17 protein-coding genes are annotated in these 17,994 nt (G+C 39.1%); 10 read left to right on the top strand and 7 right to left on the bottom strand.

The genetic code is table 11. The features are described from left to right. Positions 1–2: 2 nt before the first annotated feature. Both ABN080_RS15145 and ABN080_RS15140 read right to left on the bottom strand, forming a co-directional pair. Positions 3–443 (bottom strand): selenium binding protein, encoded by a 441-nt coding sequence (locus ABN080_RS15145; RefSeq protein ID WP_349441430.1) that lies wholly within the window; start codon positions 441–443, stop codon positions 3–5. 179 nt (positions 444–622) lie between these two features. Continuing rightward, positions 623–1,909: a YidR family protein gene (locus ABN080_RS15140; RefSeq protein WP_349441428.1), complete on the bottom strand. Its 1,287-nt coding sequence runs from the start codon at positions 1,907–1,909 to the stop codon at positions 623–625. A gap of 136 nt (positions 1,910–2,045) precedes the next feature. Between ABN080_RS15140 and ABN080_RS15135 the strand changes: the two genes are divergently transcribed. The 6 genes from ABN080_RS15135 to recG all read left to right on the top strand — a co-directional run bounded on the left by ABN080_RS15135 (position 2,046) and on the right by recG (position 8,894). Beyond that, on the top strand, positions 2,046–2,663 hold the full coding sequence (locus tag ABN080_RS15135) for a trimeric intracellular cation channel family protein (RefSeq protein WP_072068818.1): 618 nt from the start codon (positions 2,046–2,048) through the stop codon (positions 2,661–2,663). 304 nt (positions 2,664–2,967) lie between these two features. After that, positions 2,968–3,591, top strand: a complete 624-nt coding sequence (gmk, locus tag ABN080_RS15130; RefSeq protein WP_072068819.1) for a guanylate kinase — start codon at positions 2,968–2,970, stop codon at positions 3,589–3,591. A gap of 54 nt (positions 3,592–3,645) precedes the next feature. Continuing rightward, on the top strand, positions 3,646–3,921 hold the full coding sequence (gene rpoZ, locus ABN080_RS15125) for a DNA-directed RNA polymerase subunit omega (RefSeq protein ID WP_006534607.1): 276 nt from the start codon (positions 3,646–3,648) through the stop codon (positions 3,919–3,921). 29 nt (positions 3,922–3,950) lie between these two features. Continuing rightward, on the top strand, positions 3,951–6,077 hold the full coding sequence (spoT, locus tag ABN080_RS15120; RefSeq protein WP_072068820.1) for a bifunctional GTP diphosphokinase/guanosine-3',5'-bis pyrophosphate 3'-pyrophosphohydrolase: 2,127 nt from the start codon (positions 3,951–3,953) through the stop codon (positions 6,075–6,077). Between the two features lie 2 nt (positions 6,078–6,079). Next, positions 6,080–6,802, top strand: a complete 723-nt coding sequence (trmH, locus tag ABN080_RS15115) for a tRNA (guanosine(18)-2'-O)-methyltransferase TrmH (RefSeq protein ID WP_349441427.1) — start codon at positions 6,080–6,082, stop codon at positions 6,800–6,802. Between the two features lie 4 nt (positions 6,803–6,806). Next, entirely contained in the window at positions 6,807–8,894 is a 2,088-nt protein-coding gene (recG, locus tag ABN080_RS15110) for an ATP-dependent DNA helicase RecG (RefSeq protein ID WP_349441425.1), read from the top strand. A 150-nt stretch (positions 8,895–9,044) separates the two neighbouring features. On the opposite strand, the gene gltS is transcribed toward recG, so the two are convergent. Continuing rightward, complete coding sequence (gene gltS, locus ABN080_RS15105; RefSeq protein WP_072068823.1) at positions 9,045–10,259, bottom strand: sodium/glutamate symporter; 1,215 nt, start codon at positions 10,257–10,259, stop codon at positions 9,045–9,047. Positions 10,260–10,500: 241 nt separating this feature from the next. Between gltS and ABN080_RS15100 the strand changes: the two genes are divergently transcribed. The 4 genes from ABN080_RS15100 (at position 10,501) to ABN080_RS15085 (ending at position 14,705) form a co-directional block, all read left to right on the top strand. After that, positions 10,501–11,892 carry a uracil-xanthine permease family protein gene (locus tag ABN080_RS15100; protein ID WP_197269786.1) on the top strand — a complete coding sequence of 464 codons (1,392 nt, stop codon included), beginning with the start codon at positions 10,501–10,503 and terminating at the stop codon, positions 11,890–11,892. Between the two features lie 154 nt (positions 11,893–12,046). Continuing rightward, entirely contained in the window at positions 12,047–12,595 is a 549-nt protein-coding gene (locus ABN080_RS15095) for a hypothetical protein (RefSeq protein WP_349441424.1), read from the top strand. A 106-nt stretch (positions 12,596–12,701) separates the two neighbouring features. Further along, the gene (locus ABN080_RS15090) at positions 12,702–14,378 is read left to right on the top strand and encodes an AsmA family protein (RefSeq protein WP_349441423.1); all 1,677 of its coding nucleotides are present in this window, start codon (positions 12,702–12,704) and stop codon (positions 14,376–14,378) included. Positions 14,379–14,465: 87 nt separating this feature from the next. After that, entirely contained in the window at positions 14,466–14,705 is a 240-nt protein-coding gene (locus ABN080_RS15085) for a hypothetical protein (protein ID WP_197269784.1), read from the top strand. An 81-nt stretch (positions 14,706–14,786) separates the two neighbouring features. Here the strand turns inward: ABN080_RS15085 and rluF are convergent, their stop codons facing one another. The 4 genes from rluF to yihX form a co-directional block, all read right to left on the bottom strand. Beyond that, positions 14,787–15,668, bottom strand: a complete 882-nt coding sequence (rluF, locus tag ABN080_RS15080) for a 23S rRNA pseudouridine(2604) synthase RluF (RefSeq protein ID WP_196554384.1) — start codon at positions 15,666–15,668, stop codon at positions 14,787–14,789. Between the two features lie 194 nt (positions 15,669–15,862). Further along, positions 15,863–16,777, bottom strand: coding sequence for a fatty acid biosynthesis protein FabY (gene fabY, locus ABN080_RS15075; RefSeq protein ID WP_072068829.1), 915 nt, complete (start codon positions 16,775–16,777; stop codon positions 15,863–15,865). 36 nt (positions 16,778–16,813) lie between these two features. Next, entirely contained in the window at positions 16,814–17,251 is a 438-nt protein-coding gene (dtd, locus tag ABN080_RS15070) for a D-aminoacyl-tRNA deacylase (protein ID WP_072068830.1), read from the bottom strand. 67 nt (positions 17,252–17,318) lie between these two features. Beyond that, the gene (yihX, locus tag ABN080_RS15065) at positions 17,319–17,936 is read right to left on the bottom strand and encodes a glucose-1-phosphatase (protein WP_349441422.1); all 618 of its coding nucleotides are present in this window, start codon (positions 17,934–17,936) and stop codon (positions 17,319–17,321) included. Positions 17,937–17,994 lie beyond the last annotated feature (58 nt).

The following is a 17,994-nucleotide window of genomic DNA, read 5'->3' as shown; positions in this document are numbered from 1 at the left end:
AATTATAAATCTCTTAACTCATAGAGTCGTTCTGATAATTCCTTATTTTTATCTATAAAATAAAATAAAAAATCTTCTGTAATATATTCTTGTTTACCATTGCTGTATTTTGTCGCTAATATTTGATTATCTTCATCATCAGAAACATCACAATCTTCTGCACTAACTTGATATGAATGTACTAACCTATTTCTCATTTCCATGACTTCATAAAATCGATCAGCTATTTCGAGACCTGATATTTGATTAATCGTTTGTTTTACATCATCAAGTAACTGTCCTGTTTCTTTATCAATAAGTATATGCCAAGAATATTTTTTATCTAATCTTAAGATGTTTTCTATAACAAAGTTATTATTTGAATTAAATACACAAAAACAAGTTCCGAGTAATTCTCTATACTTTTTAGGAGGTAAAGCTTGCGTTGTATATTCCTCATACATAATATTTATCCCCTTTAATAATGAACAAAATAAAATCCATTCTATTTTAATTAATTATTAACTTTGAAAAATATCATTTTTCATTAGGGACCTAACTTAATTTTTATTTAGAACATCAAGAAATTTTTTATTAAAATAAGAGTATTAATAATGATATTAATACTCTTATTTGTTTAATATTAAATTCCGGTCTCTACTGTAAATATCTGGCGATAACCATCAACATCACGCATAAATGCAATATATTGGTCATTCGGAGAGAATACGACTGCATCACTACTTGGTGCTTGTGCTGTTTTTTCTGTTAATCGTGTTAGTTCACCCGTTTTTGCATTACATAACATCACACTGTTATCACAAATAAAGGTGATATATTGTCCGTTACTATTCCATGTAAAGGCTGACTGAATATCCCAATTCTGAGAGGTAACTTGTTTTATCTCTTTCGTACTTGGCGAGACTGTATATAACTGCACAACACCACTATCATCTTTCATTAAAAAAGCAATGGCATCGCCTTTTGGGGAGCTTCTTAGCCAGTGGCGAGGCTGATTTAAAACACCTGCGTATTTTCTATTAGCTGTATTTGTTAGCCGTATTTGATAAATACCTTTAGCCACCGCTGGCATTGTTGTGTCGGTTCCTGCCAATGGCTTATCACCTTCAATACTGAAAGCGTGATTATCATCAGGTAAATCCACTAAAAAAATATCAGAAACTTTATCGCCTTGTTCACTCACGGTATCGCCAATAAACGCAATTGCCCAGCGTTGTAGTGAACCATCAGCCTTTGTATAGCCTTGAGTACCAATCCAACACTCTTCATAAGCTTTATTAATTTCGTCACTTCCCCTTTGTGGATGAGCAACAGTTTGGCTTATTACAGTGCAAAAATATTCACCATCATATTCACGAGGATGTTTTTTAGCGACATTTACCGCTTTTAGTGGCACAGCAACCGCCACATTACGTTGATCATATTCACTACCCAATTCATGCATAATATGATCGTTATATGTAAAACTTAAACGTAAACCGTCAGGGCTAAATACATGAACATGAGTCCCCCCACGTAATGCACCAGCTTGATATGGGGAGGTCAGTGAGCATGCATCGATATTAAAAGCGCGCTTTTGCGCTGACTCATCGACAATCACTCCGCGACGATGATGAAAATCATAATGCCATTCATCATCTGGATTTTCAGGCCCATGAATAAAAGCATAACGCACAGGTTCAGTTGGGCATACTGTAGCCACACCAACATGTGCTCCTTGTTTTGCAGTGTAAATTATCTGTTGCTGTTTTGTTTTCGCATGAATTTTTTCTATGGTTAGACCTGTAAAAGATCCTCCATTGGGACGTACATCATAGACTAACCACTGGCTATCTGGTGTCCAAACATTTATATTGGTTAACTGATGATGACGGCTATCAAACGTAATCTGGTGTTCCTGAAAAGACATATTTATCCTTATCGGGAAATAAATTTCCACATTATAAAAACTAATTAATTTTACCTGGCACTAAAAAAATTCAGTCGAGACTTTTTCGCAAGGTAATTACTCTATCCTCACTAAATAGTCAGAAAATTAGAAAATCATGTTACTTAGTGTTCTCTATATTATTGGTATTACTGCAGAAGCCATGACGGGTGCGCTTGCTGCTGGCCGTCGTAAAATGGATGTTTTTGGCGTAATTATTATCGCCTCTGCAACTGCCATTGGTGGTGGCTCTGTCAGAGACATTCTACTCGGCCATTACCCACTGGGTTGGGTAAAACACCCTGAATATATCGTCACTGTTGCATGTGCTGCTGTTATCACCATGTGGGTTGCCCCCATGATGAAACACTTACAGCGACTCTTCCTTATCCTAGACGCCATCGGCCTAATGGTTTTCTCTATTATCGGCGCACAAATCGCACTCGATATGGAATATGGCCCAATTATTGCTGCTATTGCCGCGGTGATTACAGGGGCTTTTGGTGGTGTATTAAGGGATATGCTCTGTAATACCATTCCTTTAGTTTTCCAAAAAGAAATTTATGCCGGTATCGCTTTTGGTGCTGCGTGGCTTTATATGGGATTACTGTTTTATACACCATTACCAAGAGACGTTATTATCATCATTACCCTTGTTGCTGGGTTAACGGCTCGACTTCTCGCTATTCGTTATAAATTGGGCCTACCTGTCTTTAATTACGAGAATCAAGATTAACGAATCGCTGTTTTAACAACAGCGGTTATTTTTGATTCTGTGGGGTATCTCAAAATATAATCTCTTTTCACTATTATGATAAAAGGTAATTCCTATCACTGAGCCTTTAATTGTATGTTAATATTGGCATAGTTTAATTTTTCTCTTATTTTCTAATTAAAAAAGAGAACATAATAAGAAAAAAATAGCCCTGTATTAAACATGGGCACTGTATGTCATTCATTGTATGTGTATACTATATGGGGGATTTGCTCCCTAAACATGTATTTATACTTAATTCTCCAGTCAAATTCAGAAAGTCATCATGATCCAAGGAACTCTTTATATTGTTTCCGCTCCAAGCGGTGCGGGTAAATCAAGTCTTATTCAAGCGCTGTTAAAAACACAGCCTTTATATGACACGCAGGTTTCTGTCTCCCATACCACTCGCCCTATGAGACCGGGAGAAAGCCATGGTGAACATTACTTCTTTGTCACTGAAGAAGAATTTAAAAGCATGATAGAGAGTGGTGATTTCCTCGAACATGCTTGTGTTTTTGGTAATTACTACGGTACATCCGGCAAAGTTATCAAAGAAATCTTAGCCAGTGGTGTTGATGTTTTTTTAGATATTGATTGGCAAGGCGCACAGCAAGTGCGTAAAGCGATGCCAGAAGCTCGTAGTATTTTTATTCTGCCACCGTCAAAAGAAGAGCTTTACCGCCGACTTCGTGGACGTGGCCAAGATAGCGAAGAAGTGATTACAAAACGTATGTCACAAGCTGTATCAGAAATGGAGCATTTTAATGAGTATGATTATTTGCTGATTAATGATGATTTCAATACTGCGCTTGCTGATTTACAATCAATTATTCGTTCAGAAAAATTACGCCTTGATCGTCAAACGCTACGACATGGTGATTTAATCAGCAAATTATTGGCAGACTGAGTTAACTTTCAGTATTATGCCCAGTCATTTCGTTAATGGTGGAGTAACACAAATATGGCACGCGTAACCGTTCAAGACGCTGTAGAAAAAATTGGTAACCGTTTTGACCTCGTTCTGGTCGCAGCACGTCGTGCGCGTCAGTTACAAGTTGGCGCTAAAGATCCTTTAGTTCCAGAAGAAAATGATAAAATGACTGTTGTCGCGCTACGTGAGATCGAAGAAGGCCTGATTAACGGTAAAATTCTTGATGCTCGTGAACGTCAAGAGCAGCAAGAGCAAGAAGCAGCAGAATTACAAGCTGTTTCAGCGATTGCGGAAGGTCGTCGTTAATCGTTTTATAAAATAGGGGTAGGTCTGCCTTGTACCTGTTTGAAAGCCTGAATCAAATCGTTCAAAAATACTTGCCATCGGAGCAAGTTGAACAACTTAAAAAAGCCTTTATCGTCGCCCGAAATGCCCACGAGGGACAAACTCGTTCAAGTGGTGAGCCTTATATAACTCACCCTGTTGCGGTTGCGTGTATTCTCGCAGATATGCGATTAGACCACCAAACGCTTATGGCGGCGTTGTTGCATGATGTTATCGAAGATACACCTGCAACCTTCCAAGATATCGAAAACCTATTTGGTAGTACGGTGGCCGATCTTGTTGAAGGTGTTTCTAAACTGGACAAATTAAAATTTAGAGACAAAAAAGAGGCTCAGGCTGAAAATTTCCGTAAAATGATTATGGCGATGGTAAAAGATATTCGCGTCATTTTAATCAAACTGGCAGACCGAACTCACAATATGCGCACACTGGGTTCATTGCGCCCAGATAAACGTCGCCGTATTGCTCGCGAGACACTCGAAATCTATAGCCCTTTGGCACATCGTTTAGGTATACATCATATCAAAACAGAGCTTGAAGAGCTGGGTTTCGAGGCGCTACACCCTAATCGTTACCGTGTTATAAAAGAAGTTGTTAAGGCTGCTAGAGGTAACCGCAAAGAGATGATTAATAAAATCCTCTCTGAAATTGAAGGTCGCCTAACAGAAGCGCATATTGAATGTAAAGTAAACGGTCGCGAAAAACACCTCTACTCTATCTATCGCAAAATGTTGCTAAAAGAGCAACGCTTTCACTCGATTATGGATATCTATGCCTTTCGCGTTATCGTGAAAGAAGTTGATACCTGTTATCGCGTATTGGGTCAAATGCACAGTCTTTATAAACCACGTCCGGGGCGAGTTAAAGACTATATTGCCATCCCTAAAGCCAACGGCTATCAATCTCTTCATACATCACTTATTGGCCCTCATGGTGTGCCAGTTGAAGTGCAAATTCGTACTGAAGATATGGATCAAATGGCTGAAATGGGGGTTGCAGCGCATTGGGCTTATAAAGAGCAAGGTGAACAACCGGGCACAACCGCACAAGTAAGAGCTCAACGCTGGATGCAAAGCCTACTTGAATTGCAACAAAGCGCGGGTAGCTCATTTGAATTTATCGAAAACGTAAAATCAGATCTTTTTCCTGATGAAATCTACGTTTTCACTCCAGAAGGTCGCATTGTTGAATTACCAACGAGCGCGACTCCTGTCGATTTTGCTTATGCTGTACATACTGATATTGGTCATGCGTGTGTAGGCGCAAGAGTTGATAGACAACCTTATCCTCTTTCACAATCGCTACGCACAGGACAAACAGTTGAAATTATTACTGCTCCAGGTGCACGACCGAACGCAGCTTGGCTAAATTTTGTCGTCAGCTCAAGAGCTCGTTCTAAAATTCGCCAACTTCTGAAAAATTTAAAACGTGAAGACTCTATTAATTTAGGTCGCCGTTTATTGAATCACGCTTTAGGTGAGCATAAGCTCGCTGATATTTCAGCCGAGAATATTGAGCGTGAATTGAAGCGAATGAAGCTCCATTCCATTGATGACTTAATGGCTGAGATTGGCTTAGGTAACACCATGAGTGTTGTTGTCGCGCGTAATTTATTAATTGATACTCAAAATCAAGATGATAACGCACCAACAAATGCAACTAATGATGAAACACCTAAACTGCCAATTAAAGGTGCCGATGGCGTATTAATCTCCTTTGCTAAATGTTGTCGCCCTATTCCGGGTGATCCTATCGTGGCACATATTAGCCCAGGAAAAGGCTTAGTTATTCACCATGAATCTTGCCGTAATATTCGTGGCTATCAAAAAGAGCCTGAAAAATTCATGCCTGTCGAGTGGGATAAAGAGATCAACAGTGATTTCATTACTGAAATTAAAGTCGATATGATTAACCACCAAGGTGCATTAGCAAACTTAACCGCTGCAATTAATGATGCAAACTCAAGTATTCAAAGCATGAATACTGAAGAGAAAGATGGCCGTGTTTATTGTGCTTTTATTCGCTTAACAGCGAAAGACCGAATTCAATTAGCCAATATCATGCGCAAACTTCGCATCATGCCTGACGTTCTGCGCGTTAGTCGTAATAAAAACTAGCCATGAATTCAATTCGATATGCCCGCATCTGCCAAATGATGGCGATGCGGCAACCTGACCTGACAGTTTGCCTTGAAGAAGTACATAAATCCCATAATGTGGCAGCTGTTATAAGAACAGCTGATGCCGTGGGTATTCCTAAAATTCATGCTATTTGGCCTGAAGAAAAAATGCGAATGCTTGTATCACCGGCAGCAGGAAGTAACAGTTGGGTCAATGTAGAAACACACCCCTCAATCGCTGATGCCATAGGTATCTTTCGTAATCAAGGTATGCAAGTTCTTGCGACACATCTCTCAGATAAAGCCGTCGACTTTCGTGAGATTGATTACACTCGCCCAACTTGTATTATTATGGGACAAGAAAAAACAGGTATCTCACAAGATGCGATAGCGCTTGCCGATCAAGATATCATTGTTCCTATGATGGGTATGGTGCAATCATTGAATGTTTCGGTTGCCAGTGCTTTAATTTTATATGAAGCACAACGACAACGTCAGGCTGCAGGTATGTATAATCGAACAGAGAGCACCTTGACAGAAGAACAACAACAAATTCTGCTATTTGAAGGTGGATATCCAGTCTTAGCAGAAGTTTCTCGTCGAAAAGGCCTGCCTCGCCCATACATTAATGGTCGTGGTGAAATTGAAGCACCTGACTCATGGTGGGCAGAAATGCAAATGACACAAAAGCAACTTAGGAAATTAAAAAAGACGGAGTATTGATCTCATGAAAGGAAAACTGCTTGATGCAATCCCCTTAACCACTCTTCACGGCGTAGGTGCAAGTCAGGCAGACAAGCTGGCAAAAATAGGGCTTGTGACTATTGAGGATTTGTTACTCCACCTTCCTTTGCGTTATGAAGATCAAACACACCTCTATGCTATTAGCGATCTTCTTCCCGGTATTCCTGCCACTGTCTCAGGTGAAGTATTAAGAACCGAAGTCAGTTTTGGGCGACGAAAAATGATGACCTGCCAAATTTCTGATGGCTCAGGTATTTTAACGCTTCGCTTTTTTAACTTTACGGCAGCAATGAAAAACAACCTTGCTCAAGGTAAACAAGTCACCGCCTATGGTGAAGTAAAGCGAGGAAGCCGAGGCCCTGAAATTATCCACCCTGAATACAAAATTAAAGTGGCAGGTGCTGAGGTTAAATTGCAAGAAACACTCACCCCGATTTATTCCACAACCGAAGGCTTACGCCAAACATCATTGCGCAAACTGATAGAGCAAGCGTTAGAATTACTTGATACCTGCGCTATTAATGAATTATTGCCTGATCAATTTATTCATGGTTTACCCCCATTAGCAGCCGCATTACGCACTTTACATAATCCGCCTCCCGATATCGCCTTCGCAGAGCTTGAAAAAGGGCAACACCCCGCACAAAAAAGGCTTATCCTTGAAGAGTTATTGGCTCATAATTTAGGCATGCTGAATGCCAGAGCGGGTGCGCAATCTTATCGTGCAGAACCGCTGTTTATGCCAAGCACTTCCACATTACGCCAGCAATTTCTCGCAATGCTACCTTTTACTCCTACAAATGCTCAGCAACGTGTCGTCAATGAAATTGAAAATGATTTAGAAAAAAACTACCCGATGATGCGACTTATCCAAGGAGATGTAGGTTCAGGTAAAACGCTAGTTGCAGCATTAAGTGCATTACGTGCCATTGCAAATGGTAAGCAAGTGGCGTTAATGGCTCCAACAGAATTATTAGCAGAACAACATGCATTGACATTTAGAAAATGGTTCGAGCCTTTTGGTATTCAAGTGGGTTGGTTAGCAGGAAAACAGAAAGGGAAAGCCCGCGAAGCTCAACAAAACGCCATTGCGAATGGTGAAGTTTCTATTATTATTGGCACTCATGCTATTTTCCAAGAACAAGTAAAATTTCACGCCCTTGCCTTAGTCATTATTGATGAGCAACACCGTTTTGGAGTGCATCAACGTCTTGCTTTATGGAAGAAAGGTGAAGAGCAAGGTTTTCACCCTCATCAATTGGTAATGACAGCAACACCAATCCCACGAACACTAGCAATGACTGCTTATGCCGATATGGATACTTCTATCATCGATGAATTACCTCCCGGACGGACACCAGTAACCACAGTTGCCATCCCCGATACTCGTCGTAATGATATTATTGAGCGTATTAGGCTCGCCTGTACAGAAGAGAACCGCCAAGCTTATTGGGTCTGTACATTAATTGAAGATTCCGACGTACTTGAAGCACAAGCAGCTCAAGTAATTTATGATGAACTTACACTCGCACTTCCTGAAATTAAAGTCGGGCTTGTACATGGTCGAATGAAACCTGCTGAAAAACAAGCTGTTATGGCGGCATTTAAAGAAAATGAATTACATCTTCTAGTCGCAACAACTGTTATCGAAGTTGGCGTTGATGTGCCTAATGCCAGTTTAATGATTATTGATAACCCTGAAAGACTAGGCCTTGCACAGTTACACCAACTACGTGGTCGAGTGGGTCGAGGTGCAATTGCCTCTCATTGTGTTTTACTTTATAAAACACCATTGACGCAAACTGCGCGTTTACGATTACAAGTATTAAGAGATAGCAATGATGGCTTTGTCATTGCCCAAAAAGATCTCGAAATTCGTGGCCCAGGCGAGCTTTTAGGTACCAAACAAACAGGTAATGCGCAATTTAAAGTGGCTGATTTATTACGCGACCAAGGGCTCATTCCTGAAGTACAACGTATTGCTCGTTACTTACATCAACACTACCCTAAGCATTCGCAAGCCTTAATCGAACGCTGGCTACCCGCTAAGACACAATATAGCCAAGCATAAGATCACTCTTTGCATCGCCTTAGCATGTCGTTAAATGCGATTTTGCGTGATATTGAAATAGAACATGCCATAAAAAACACCCCAATGCTGAAAAAACAACGTTGGGGTGCGATTTAATACAGAAATATTTCTCAAGTTATAACGGTAAAACTATCCCGCTATAGGCGTAAAGAATGGTAGCAGTAGATACAGTTTAATCACTATCGCATTCACAATATCAATAAAGAATGCCCCTACCATTGGCACGACTAAGAACGCAAGATGAGAAGGCCCAAAACGATCCGTAACGGCTTGCATATTAGCAATCGCCGTTGGCGTTGCCCCTAAACCAAAACCACAGTGACCCGCTGCCAAAATCGCCGCATCGTAGTTTTTACCCATCACACGGAATGTCACAAAAATAGCGTACAACGCCATAACACCCGCCTGAACACCTAGAATAACCAGCATTGGGATCGCCAGTGAGGCCAGTTCCCATAATTTCAGGCTCATTAATGCCATCGCTAAAAATAACGATAAACTCACGTTGCCTAAAACTGATACCGCTCTATCAAAAACACGATAGAAACCAAGCATTGAGAGGCTATTACTTAAAATAACGCCAATAAATAGGACACACACAAAGGTTGGCAATGAGAATGCAGTGCCTTCTAATAATTGAGAAAGAAATGTGCCCGCCATTAAACAGATAGAGATCATCGCAATAGTTTCTAACAATACCATTGAAGTAATCATTCTACCTGTGGTGGGTTTCTCAAACGCCGTTGGCATTTCATGATCGTCAGTACCAAGTCCTGGTGTTGGAATATTTTTGATTAAGTAACGCGCAACTGGGCCACCAATCAATCCACCTAAAACCAGACCAAAGGTTGCACACGCCATTGCGACTTCAGACGCACTCATGAAACCATAACTTTCAACGAACGTTTTACCCCAAGCCGCCCCCGTGCCATGACCACCCGATAATGTAATCGAGCCTGCAAGTAATCCCATTAAAGGATCAAGGCCTAACATTTTCGCCAATGCAATACCGACTGTGTTTTGCACTAGCAACAACCCAACCACAACAAAGATGAAAATAAAAAGTGCTTTTCCTCCCGCTTTTAAGCTCGCGAGGTTCGCGTTTAAACCGATCGTTGCAAAGAAGGCTAGCATTAATGGATCTTTAAGCGAGAGGTCAAAACTCACTTCCCAATCCATAAAAGATTTAAATGCTAATAAAAGAACTGCAACAAGTAGCCCACCTGCAACAGGTTCTGGGATCGTATACCGTTCTAAAAAAGGAACAGATTTCACTAACTTACGTCCGATCAAGAGAACCAAAGTGGCCGCAACCAGCGTGCCATAAACATCAAGATGATACATTTATGTACCCCGTCTTATTTGTTAATTTTATATAAAAATACTACGACGCTAAGTTCATCCATAAACAACGCCAAAAGCAGGTATCCCCGATTAGAAAAAAAAATGGCGACAAACACAAGTTAAAACATATAAAAATGTGAGCGCCTCTTATGCATTTTGATAACATCATTTTCACGCAAACGATTGCTTTTGTGGCGCAGATCATTAAAATACCGTTTTTGTCGAATAAGAAATTCACACCATGGTTACTTCAGAAAATCAAAAATTGCCTAAAGATAGTGATGTTTCAGTTAAAAAAAATAGCGAACTTCTTTTTGCTTTAGAAGAAAAGCCACCATTAGCTCAAACGCTTTTTGCTGCATGTCAGCACCTTTTAGCCATGTTTGTCGCGGTTATTACTCCCGCAATTTTAATTTGCCAAGCCTTAGGATTACCTGCACACGATACCCAACGTATTATCAGCATGTCTTTATTTGCATCGGGTATTGCCTCACTGATTCAAATTCGGGCATGGGGGCCAATTGGTTCAGGATTATTATCGATTCAAGGAACTAGCTTTAACTTTGTTGCTCCTTTAATTATGGGGGGATTAGCACTTAAAAATGGAGGGGCTGATATCCCAACAATGATGGCTGCCCTTTTTGGAACTTTAATGGTCGCCTCGTTAACAGAAATCGTCCTTTCACGCGTACTTCACTTGGCAAGACGTATCATAACGCCTTTAGTATCTGGTGTAGTCGTGATGATTATTGGCCTTTCGTTAATCCAAGTGGGGTTAACCTCTATTGGTGGTGGCTATGCGGCTATTGAAAATAATACTTTTGGTTCGCCACAGAACTTATTATTAGCCGGCTCGGTTCTCATTGTTATTATTTTACTGAATCGACAAAAAAATCCTTATTTACGTGTTGCCTCTTTAGTCATAGCTATGGCTGTGGGTTATATTCTGGCTTGGGCACTGGATATGTTGCCAACACCAGTAGAGCATCAAGAAACGCCAATAATGACTATTCCAGAACCGTTTTATTATGGGCTATCATTTGATTGGCATCTGCTTATTCCCTTAATGCTCGTGTTTATGATTACTTCGCTAGAAACTATTGGTGATATCACAGCAACGTCTGATGTTTCAGAGCAACCCGTCAGTGGTCCTTTGTATATGAAGCGTATTAAAGGGGGCGTATTAGCTAATGGAATTAACTCCATGGTTTCAGCATTTTTCAATACATTCCCAAACTCTTGTTTTGGTCAAAATAACGGTGTTATTCAATTAACGGGTGTTGCCAGTCGTTATGTGGGCTATGTTGTGGCCGCCATGTTGGTTGTTTTGGGTTTATTTCCTTTTGTTGCAGAATTTGTGCAACGAATTCCTGAGCCTGTATTAGGCGGAGCCACATTAGTGATGTTCGGTACGATAGCTGCGTCCGGTGTACGTATTGTGTCTAAAGAGGCATTAAACCGCCGAGCTATTATGATCCTTGCTATTTCACTTGCGGTAGGGTTAGGGGTTTCCCAACAACCTCAAATATTACAATTTGCCCCTGATTGGCTAAAAACATTGCTATCATCAGGTATTGCAGCGGGTGGATTAACCGCCATTATTTTAAATCTAATTTTCCCTCCGGAAAAATAATTATTAACTAGCAACAAATGAGTAAAGCGCTATTTTGGATTATGAAAATAGCGCTTTATTTATCATCTTTAGGCCAATGGTATTTTTATAAAAGTATTGCCCTTTGAGTTACGGTAAATCTTTATCTCAATACTGAAAATCAAAGGAAAATAACATGACTACACCATTGATCCCAATTAAAAACCCTGCACTCGAGTACTTAAAAAGTCATCCATCTACTCAAGATTTTTATATACAAACTATTGGGCAATTTTTTACTTATCTCAAAGATTCTATTTTATCGTTATTTAATACAAATCATAAGTTTACATATTTAGGAAATAAGTCTATCCCTGAGTTTAACTTAGAACATATTAAAGAAGACTTAGTGACGTTTTTACAAAACCCTTGCCTTAATAATCAGCAATATAAAGATAAAGAGGGGTTTCTAACGTATCAGTTTCAATATTTACCAACACAAGCGGGTATTCTCCCTAATTTTTACAATGCTTATCATTCCGGTAGCCTTGAACCTAATGAACTCATTTCTCAACTTATTAACTATGGCAATAAGTTAATAAAAGAAGAATTAAATGATAAAGAACAACAGGATAAAAATTCTATAAAAGATATATTGAGTAATATTGAAACCTATTTACAAAAACAAAATACTCAACCCACTATCGAATTGAGAAACAAGATATCCACTATAATAAATGCATAAGCAGTTAAATAATCTTGCTTTATATAGTGACGAATACTTGAGCATCACCCAATTTTCAGGCATAACTGTATAATGTTTTGATGGAGTATAAAACAGGAGAAGGGCAATGCGCTGGCTGATGAAAAGTATGGTATCTCTGATACTTATCGTTATTTTATTTATTATCATAATTTACGCTTTTATTCAGACTCAGTGGGGAGCGCAAAAAACAAGTGAATGGCTAACACAATATACTGATTACGATATTCGCTTCTCAGGTATTGAACATGACCTTATGCAACCCGAACAAGTTATTGTTCATGATCTCTCTGTTAACCCTAAGCAAGACAAAACAACTGTATTCGCAAAATCAGCACAGATTCGACTTAATTGGCAATTTTTTACCGCCCCTTCTCACCTGCAAAAAATCACATTAGAAAATGGCAATATTGAATTTACTAATAAGGCTCCATCAATACCGTTAAGTGCTGATATTCTGCAATTTAAAAATATGATTTTAAACAGCACCAATGCAGATTTTTCTTTCGAAGCGAAAAAAGTGACGGGGGGAATTACACCTTGGGCACCTACATCGGAAGATTTTATTGGTGCAGGCCATTTTCAATTTTCCATTGCTAATGGCACGATAAATAATAATGAATTCAGTAATTTCATTATTTCTGGTCAATATCAACCAAATAATATTCAAATAGAAAAACTAGGAACGCGTTTACTTAATGGCTCACTCTCATTAAGTGGTCAGTATCAAAATAATCAATGGAAGTTTGATGAAGTTTATATGAATGGCTTACGTTGGCAATCCTCTCAAACCTTCAGTGATTTAATACAATCAATCTCTAAATACCCACGCATTAGCATAAGAGCACTTAATATTGTTGATTTTACGGCTGAAGGAAAGCAATGGGCAATAAGTGGTTTTGATGGTCAATTTTCTCAGTTTGATTGGGATAAAAATCTAACATTCACAACGGGTGAACTCAACGCAAATGACGTTGTTTTCCAAGATGAACATTTCACTGATCTTATCGCAAAACTGAATCAGCAAAACAATCAACTCAATCTTGATAATCTTAGTTTACGTTATGAAAAAGGCTTAATTAAACTTGCGGGGAATTGGAATAAAGACTCGAAAACTATTTCTATTCATGAAGCGACACTTTCAGGCCTTTTATACACACTCCCTGAAGATTGGCTCGCTTTTTTAGCTAAGCCTATTGATAACAGCAGTGATATTCAAAATATTACTATCGAACAGTTATCCATAAACCAATCAATTTTAATTGATATCACACCAGAGTTTCCTTTCCAATTCACAGGATTAACAGGAAAACTACAAAATTTAATTATTGCAAAAGAAGGTGAATGGGGATTATGGCAAGGTTCAGCTATATTAAATGCAGATAGTGGAACATTAAATAGAATTGAATTACGTCGCCCTGATCTAAATATTGTCACTCAGCAAGATAATGCAATTATTGAGCAATATTCGGCCTTTATTGGTGATGGTATTGTGCGAGGCTCAGCAGGTTTAGTGCAATCTAACCAACAACGTCAGTTCTCACTCATTGCTAATGGACTCAATGTGCCTTTATCAACGCCTTATACATTAGGTTTAAAAACAACCTACTCTGATGAAATAGGCCAATTTACACTAAAACTGAAAGGTAATTTACGTGCAATTCCAGTGATATCAACACTCAATGGCACATTAACTGGAAGTAAAGGTGAGCAACAAATACTCAATTCAGAAATACAAAATGGCGAAATAATTAATCACCTATAATATTGATCTTTCGCAGGAGCACGGATTGCTCCCTTAATAAAAAGCGTTACAATGCGCTATTGCCCTTTTCTTTATTGTGGAGTTTTCATGCCTGACGAAGATTTTTCCCCTGAAAAAATATCTTTAAACACATTTCAACAATCTCCTTTAACTGCACTTGAAGATAACAGCACACTGCTTGTGTGTGATGACAACAAAACTCCGTTGTTCTATTGCCTATCTAAAGAAGACTATGACGCCTTAATTGAACGGGTTATGGATGCCGAACTTGCCGCGATTGTGCTTGAACGTCGTCAAAACAAATTAGATGAGTTGAATTTAGACTAATTTTATTAATACCTAAATAGAACAAACAAAAAACACCCTTCCAGGTGTTTTTTTGTTTTTATCGTATTTACAGAGATGATATTAGCGTTTTTTCTTTTTTCGACCCGGCTGAACAAAGCGCTTACGAGAGTTATTTTCCGTTTCTTTGGTTTTTGTTTGAGGAATATGAATACCCAAGGCTTTTGCATTACTACTGATTTGTTTTTTAGGTTTACTTTGTTTTGCTTTTGGTGGTACTTCAGACGTTGATTTTTCAATCGCTTCAAATAAGGTAATCAGTTCATCATCGGTCAGATCACGCCATTCACCAACAGGCAATCCCGATAAACTCACATTCATAATACGAACACGTTCAAGCTTAGTGACTTCATAACCAAAATATTCACACATACGACGAATTTGGCGATTTAATCCTTGAACTAAGGTAATACGAAACACCATTGGCGCTTCTTTCTTGACCTTACATTTCTTGGTTTTTTGTCCCATGATAGGAACGCCTGCGCCCATTCCATGAATAAACTCATCAGTGATCGGTTTATTCACTGTCACAAGGTACTCTTTTTCGTGATCGTTACCTGCACGTAAGATTTTATTGACTAAATCACCGTGGTTAGTTAGGAAAATCAATCCCTGTGAATCTTTATCTAAACGCCCAATTGGGAAAATACGGGTACTGTGGTTAACATAATCAACAATATTATCTTTTTCGCCATCATCTGTGGTACTGACAATACCCACAGGTTTATTCAGCGCAATCAGCACCAACTCAGAATTATCCTGTGCTTCAATCAATCGACCATTAACTTTGACTTCATCACCAGCAAATACTTGGTCGCCAATACCGGCGCGTTTGCCATTAATAAGGACAAGTCCTTGCTCAATATAACGGTCAGCCTCACGACGTGAGCAGATCCCGCTTTCACTGATATATTTATTAAGACGAGTAGATAAATTGGTGTCCATGCTTCCCTCCGTAAACTGCGAAATATACATCAATTGGATCGCGATAGAAACACTTTGGCATTATCCTTGCCTTAAAGGACGAATTTTTGTGGCAAACCTAATAAGATAAGCATTAAAGTATAGATTAATTATCCACACGCCTTAACGCAAAAAAGATAAAAAACAATTAAATTCAATCAATTAACCTCAATCACCTAACATTGCTTATTTTGTGCAGGTAAAACAATATAAGTACCACTAAAAACAGCACCAACCCCTTCATCACCACAAATATCGACATCTAACTTGATGCGTGCCTTGCTCCCCTTAGCTAATCGCCCTAAATCACCACTTAGATTTTCCATATCAGCAACGGCTGCAGGACGCCCAGAAACAGGTTTTCGATAACGAATATGGGCATCCACCAACACAATATCACCTTGTAATTTATGCTCTTGCATTAATAACCAAATCAATCCCCAACCTGTTAAGGTGGCAAGTGAAAATTGGCTACCAGCAAAAATGGTGTGATGGGGGTTTTGATTTCCTGCTTCAGGAATAGTGGTATAAAAACGAGTGCCAGTATATTGAGTAATGCGCAACCCCATTTTTTCACTTAATGGGATATGTTGATGCCATTGTTTTTGTAATTCAGCACACCAATCAGGCCGATGAAGAATATCATCTAAGGACTCAATACTTTTTTTCATAAAGAAATGCTTTATGGGTGTCGTTTGTGGACCTGTAACTAAGCCACAATTTTCATAACCCAATTTTTCAAAGAAGCTTACAGACTCTTCTCTTGCACTACACACGATCCGTTTTATACCTTCTTGGCGAGCCAATGACTCTAAAGCCATCGCTACAAGAGTACCTAAGCCTTTACCTTGCGCATCAGTGCGTACTGCCATAAAGCGGATAGCCCCTTCGTTATCCGCATTAATATAAAGTCGCCCAATTGCAACGGGTTGCCCTATTTCATCAACAACCATTTGGTGATGAGCAAAGGTGTCATAACCGTCTTTTTCAGAGCCTTCAGGTTGATGTAGAGGTTTACGAAGCATTTCCCAACGAAAAGCATAATAGGCATCAAATTCCGCCTCTGTCTTTGGTGTCCGTAAATGGTACATATCTGAGCTCCTTTTAACACGACTATACGTTCGACGTTATACCTGCAACCAAAAGGTGACTGGGCCATCATTAGTCAGTGTGATTTGCATATCTGCGGCAAATTGGCCTGTTTGCGTTTCTAAACCTTGTAGCTGACATTGTTCAATAAAGTAGTGATAGAGATTTTTCGCTAATTCTGGGGGCGCACCATTTGAAAATCCTGGACGCATACCTTTTTGTGTTTCCGCGGCAAGTGTGAATTGAGAGACAACTAATAAACTACCACCAGCTTGTTGCACATTTAGGTTCATTTTGTCATTTTCATCACTAAAGATGCGATAACCACATACTTTTTCACATAGTCTTTTGGCTTTCTGTTCGTTGTCGTCTTTCTCTACACCTAATAAAACCAATAATCCTTGATTAATAGCGCCGACTGTTTCACCAGCAATATCCACGTTTGCCTGTGTCACTCGTTGAATTAACGCAATCATGCTCTCTCCAAAATAAATCAATAAAAAAGGATAACAAATTCAATCTATTGTTATCCTTAAGATAGCATTATTCTTCTACTGGGAGAGTAAAATCGTAATCTTTGAAATAGTCAATGACTGTGTGTTTATCAACAACATGTACACCTTTCATGCCTACTGCAATTGCTGCATCAACATTTGCTTTTATATCATCAAAGAAAACGGCATCTTGTGCTTCAATGTCTTCAGACTGTAAAACATATTTATAGATTTCAGGATCTGGCTTTCTCATTCCAATATCTTGAGATAGATAGAGGAAATCTGCAGAAGCAGCAATTTCAGGATAATGCTCAGGCCAATAATCTTGGTGTAAGCGATTAGTATTCGATAACACAACAACCCGATGTCCTTGCTCTCTTAATTTATTCATTATATCAATAACTTCGGGGCGAACTGCGATAAAAATAGCTTGCCAGCCTTCAGCAAATTGCTCAAAGCTTAGGCTCATCCCTAATTCTGAGCTGATTTCTTCTGCAAATTCGATGTCTGTAATATTGCCGCGTTCGTGTAATTTAAAGATCTCACCTGTGGTGAAGTTCTTTTTTATGTTCGCTAATGGAACACCACTGAGTTTACTCCATACTGCGAATACCCGGTTAAAATCGATATCAATAATCACATTACCCATATCAAAGATATAAAGCATAAATCCTCTCCATAATAGAAAACTCATTTTACTTTAATCATAAATCGCTTTACTGAAC

This window comes from Proteus sp. fly-1089, assembly GCF_040138965.1.
Classification (GTDB): domain Bacteria; phylum Pseudomonadota; class Gammaproteobacteria; order Enterobacterales; family Enterobacteriaceae; genus Proteus; species Proteus vulgaris_B.
The sequence above is the reverse complement of the archived record's forward strand: the minus strand, read 5'-3'. Positions and strand labels throughout refer to the sequence as shown.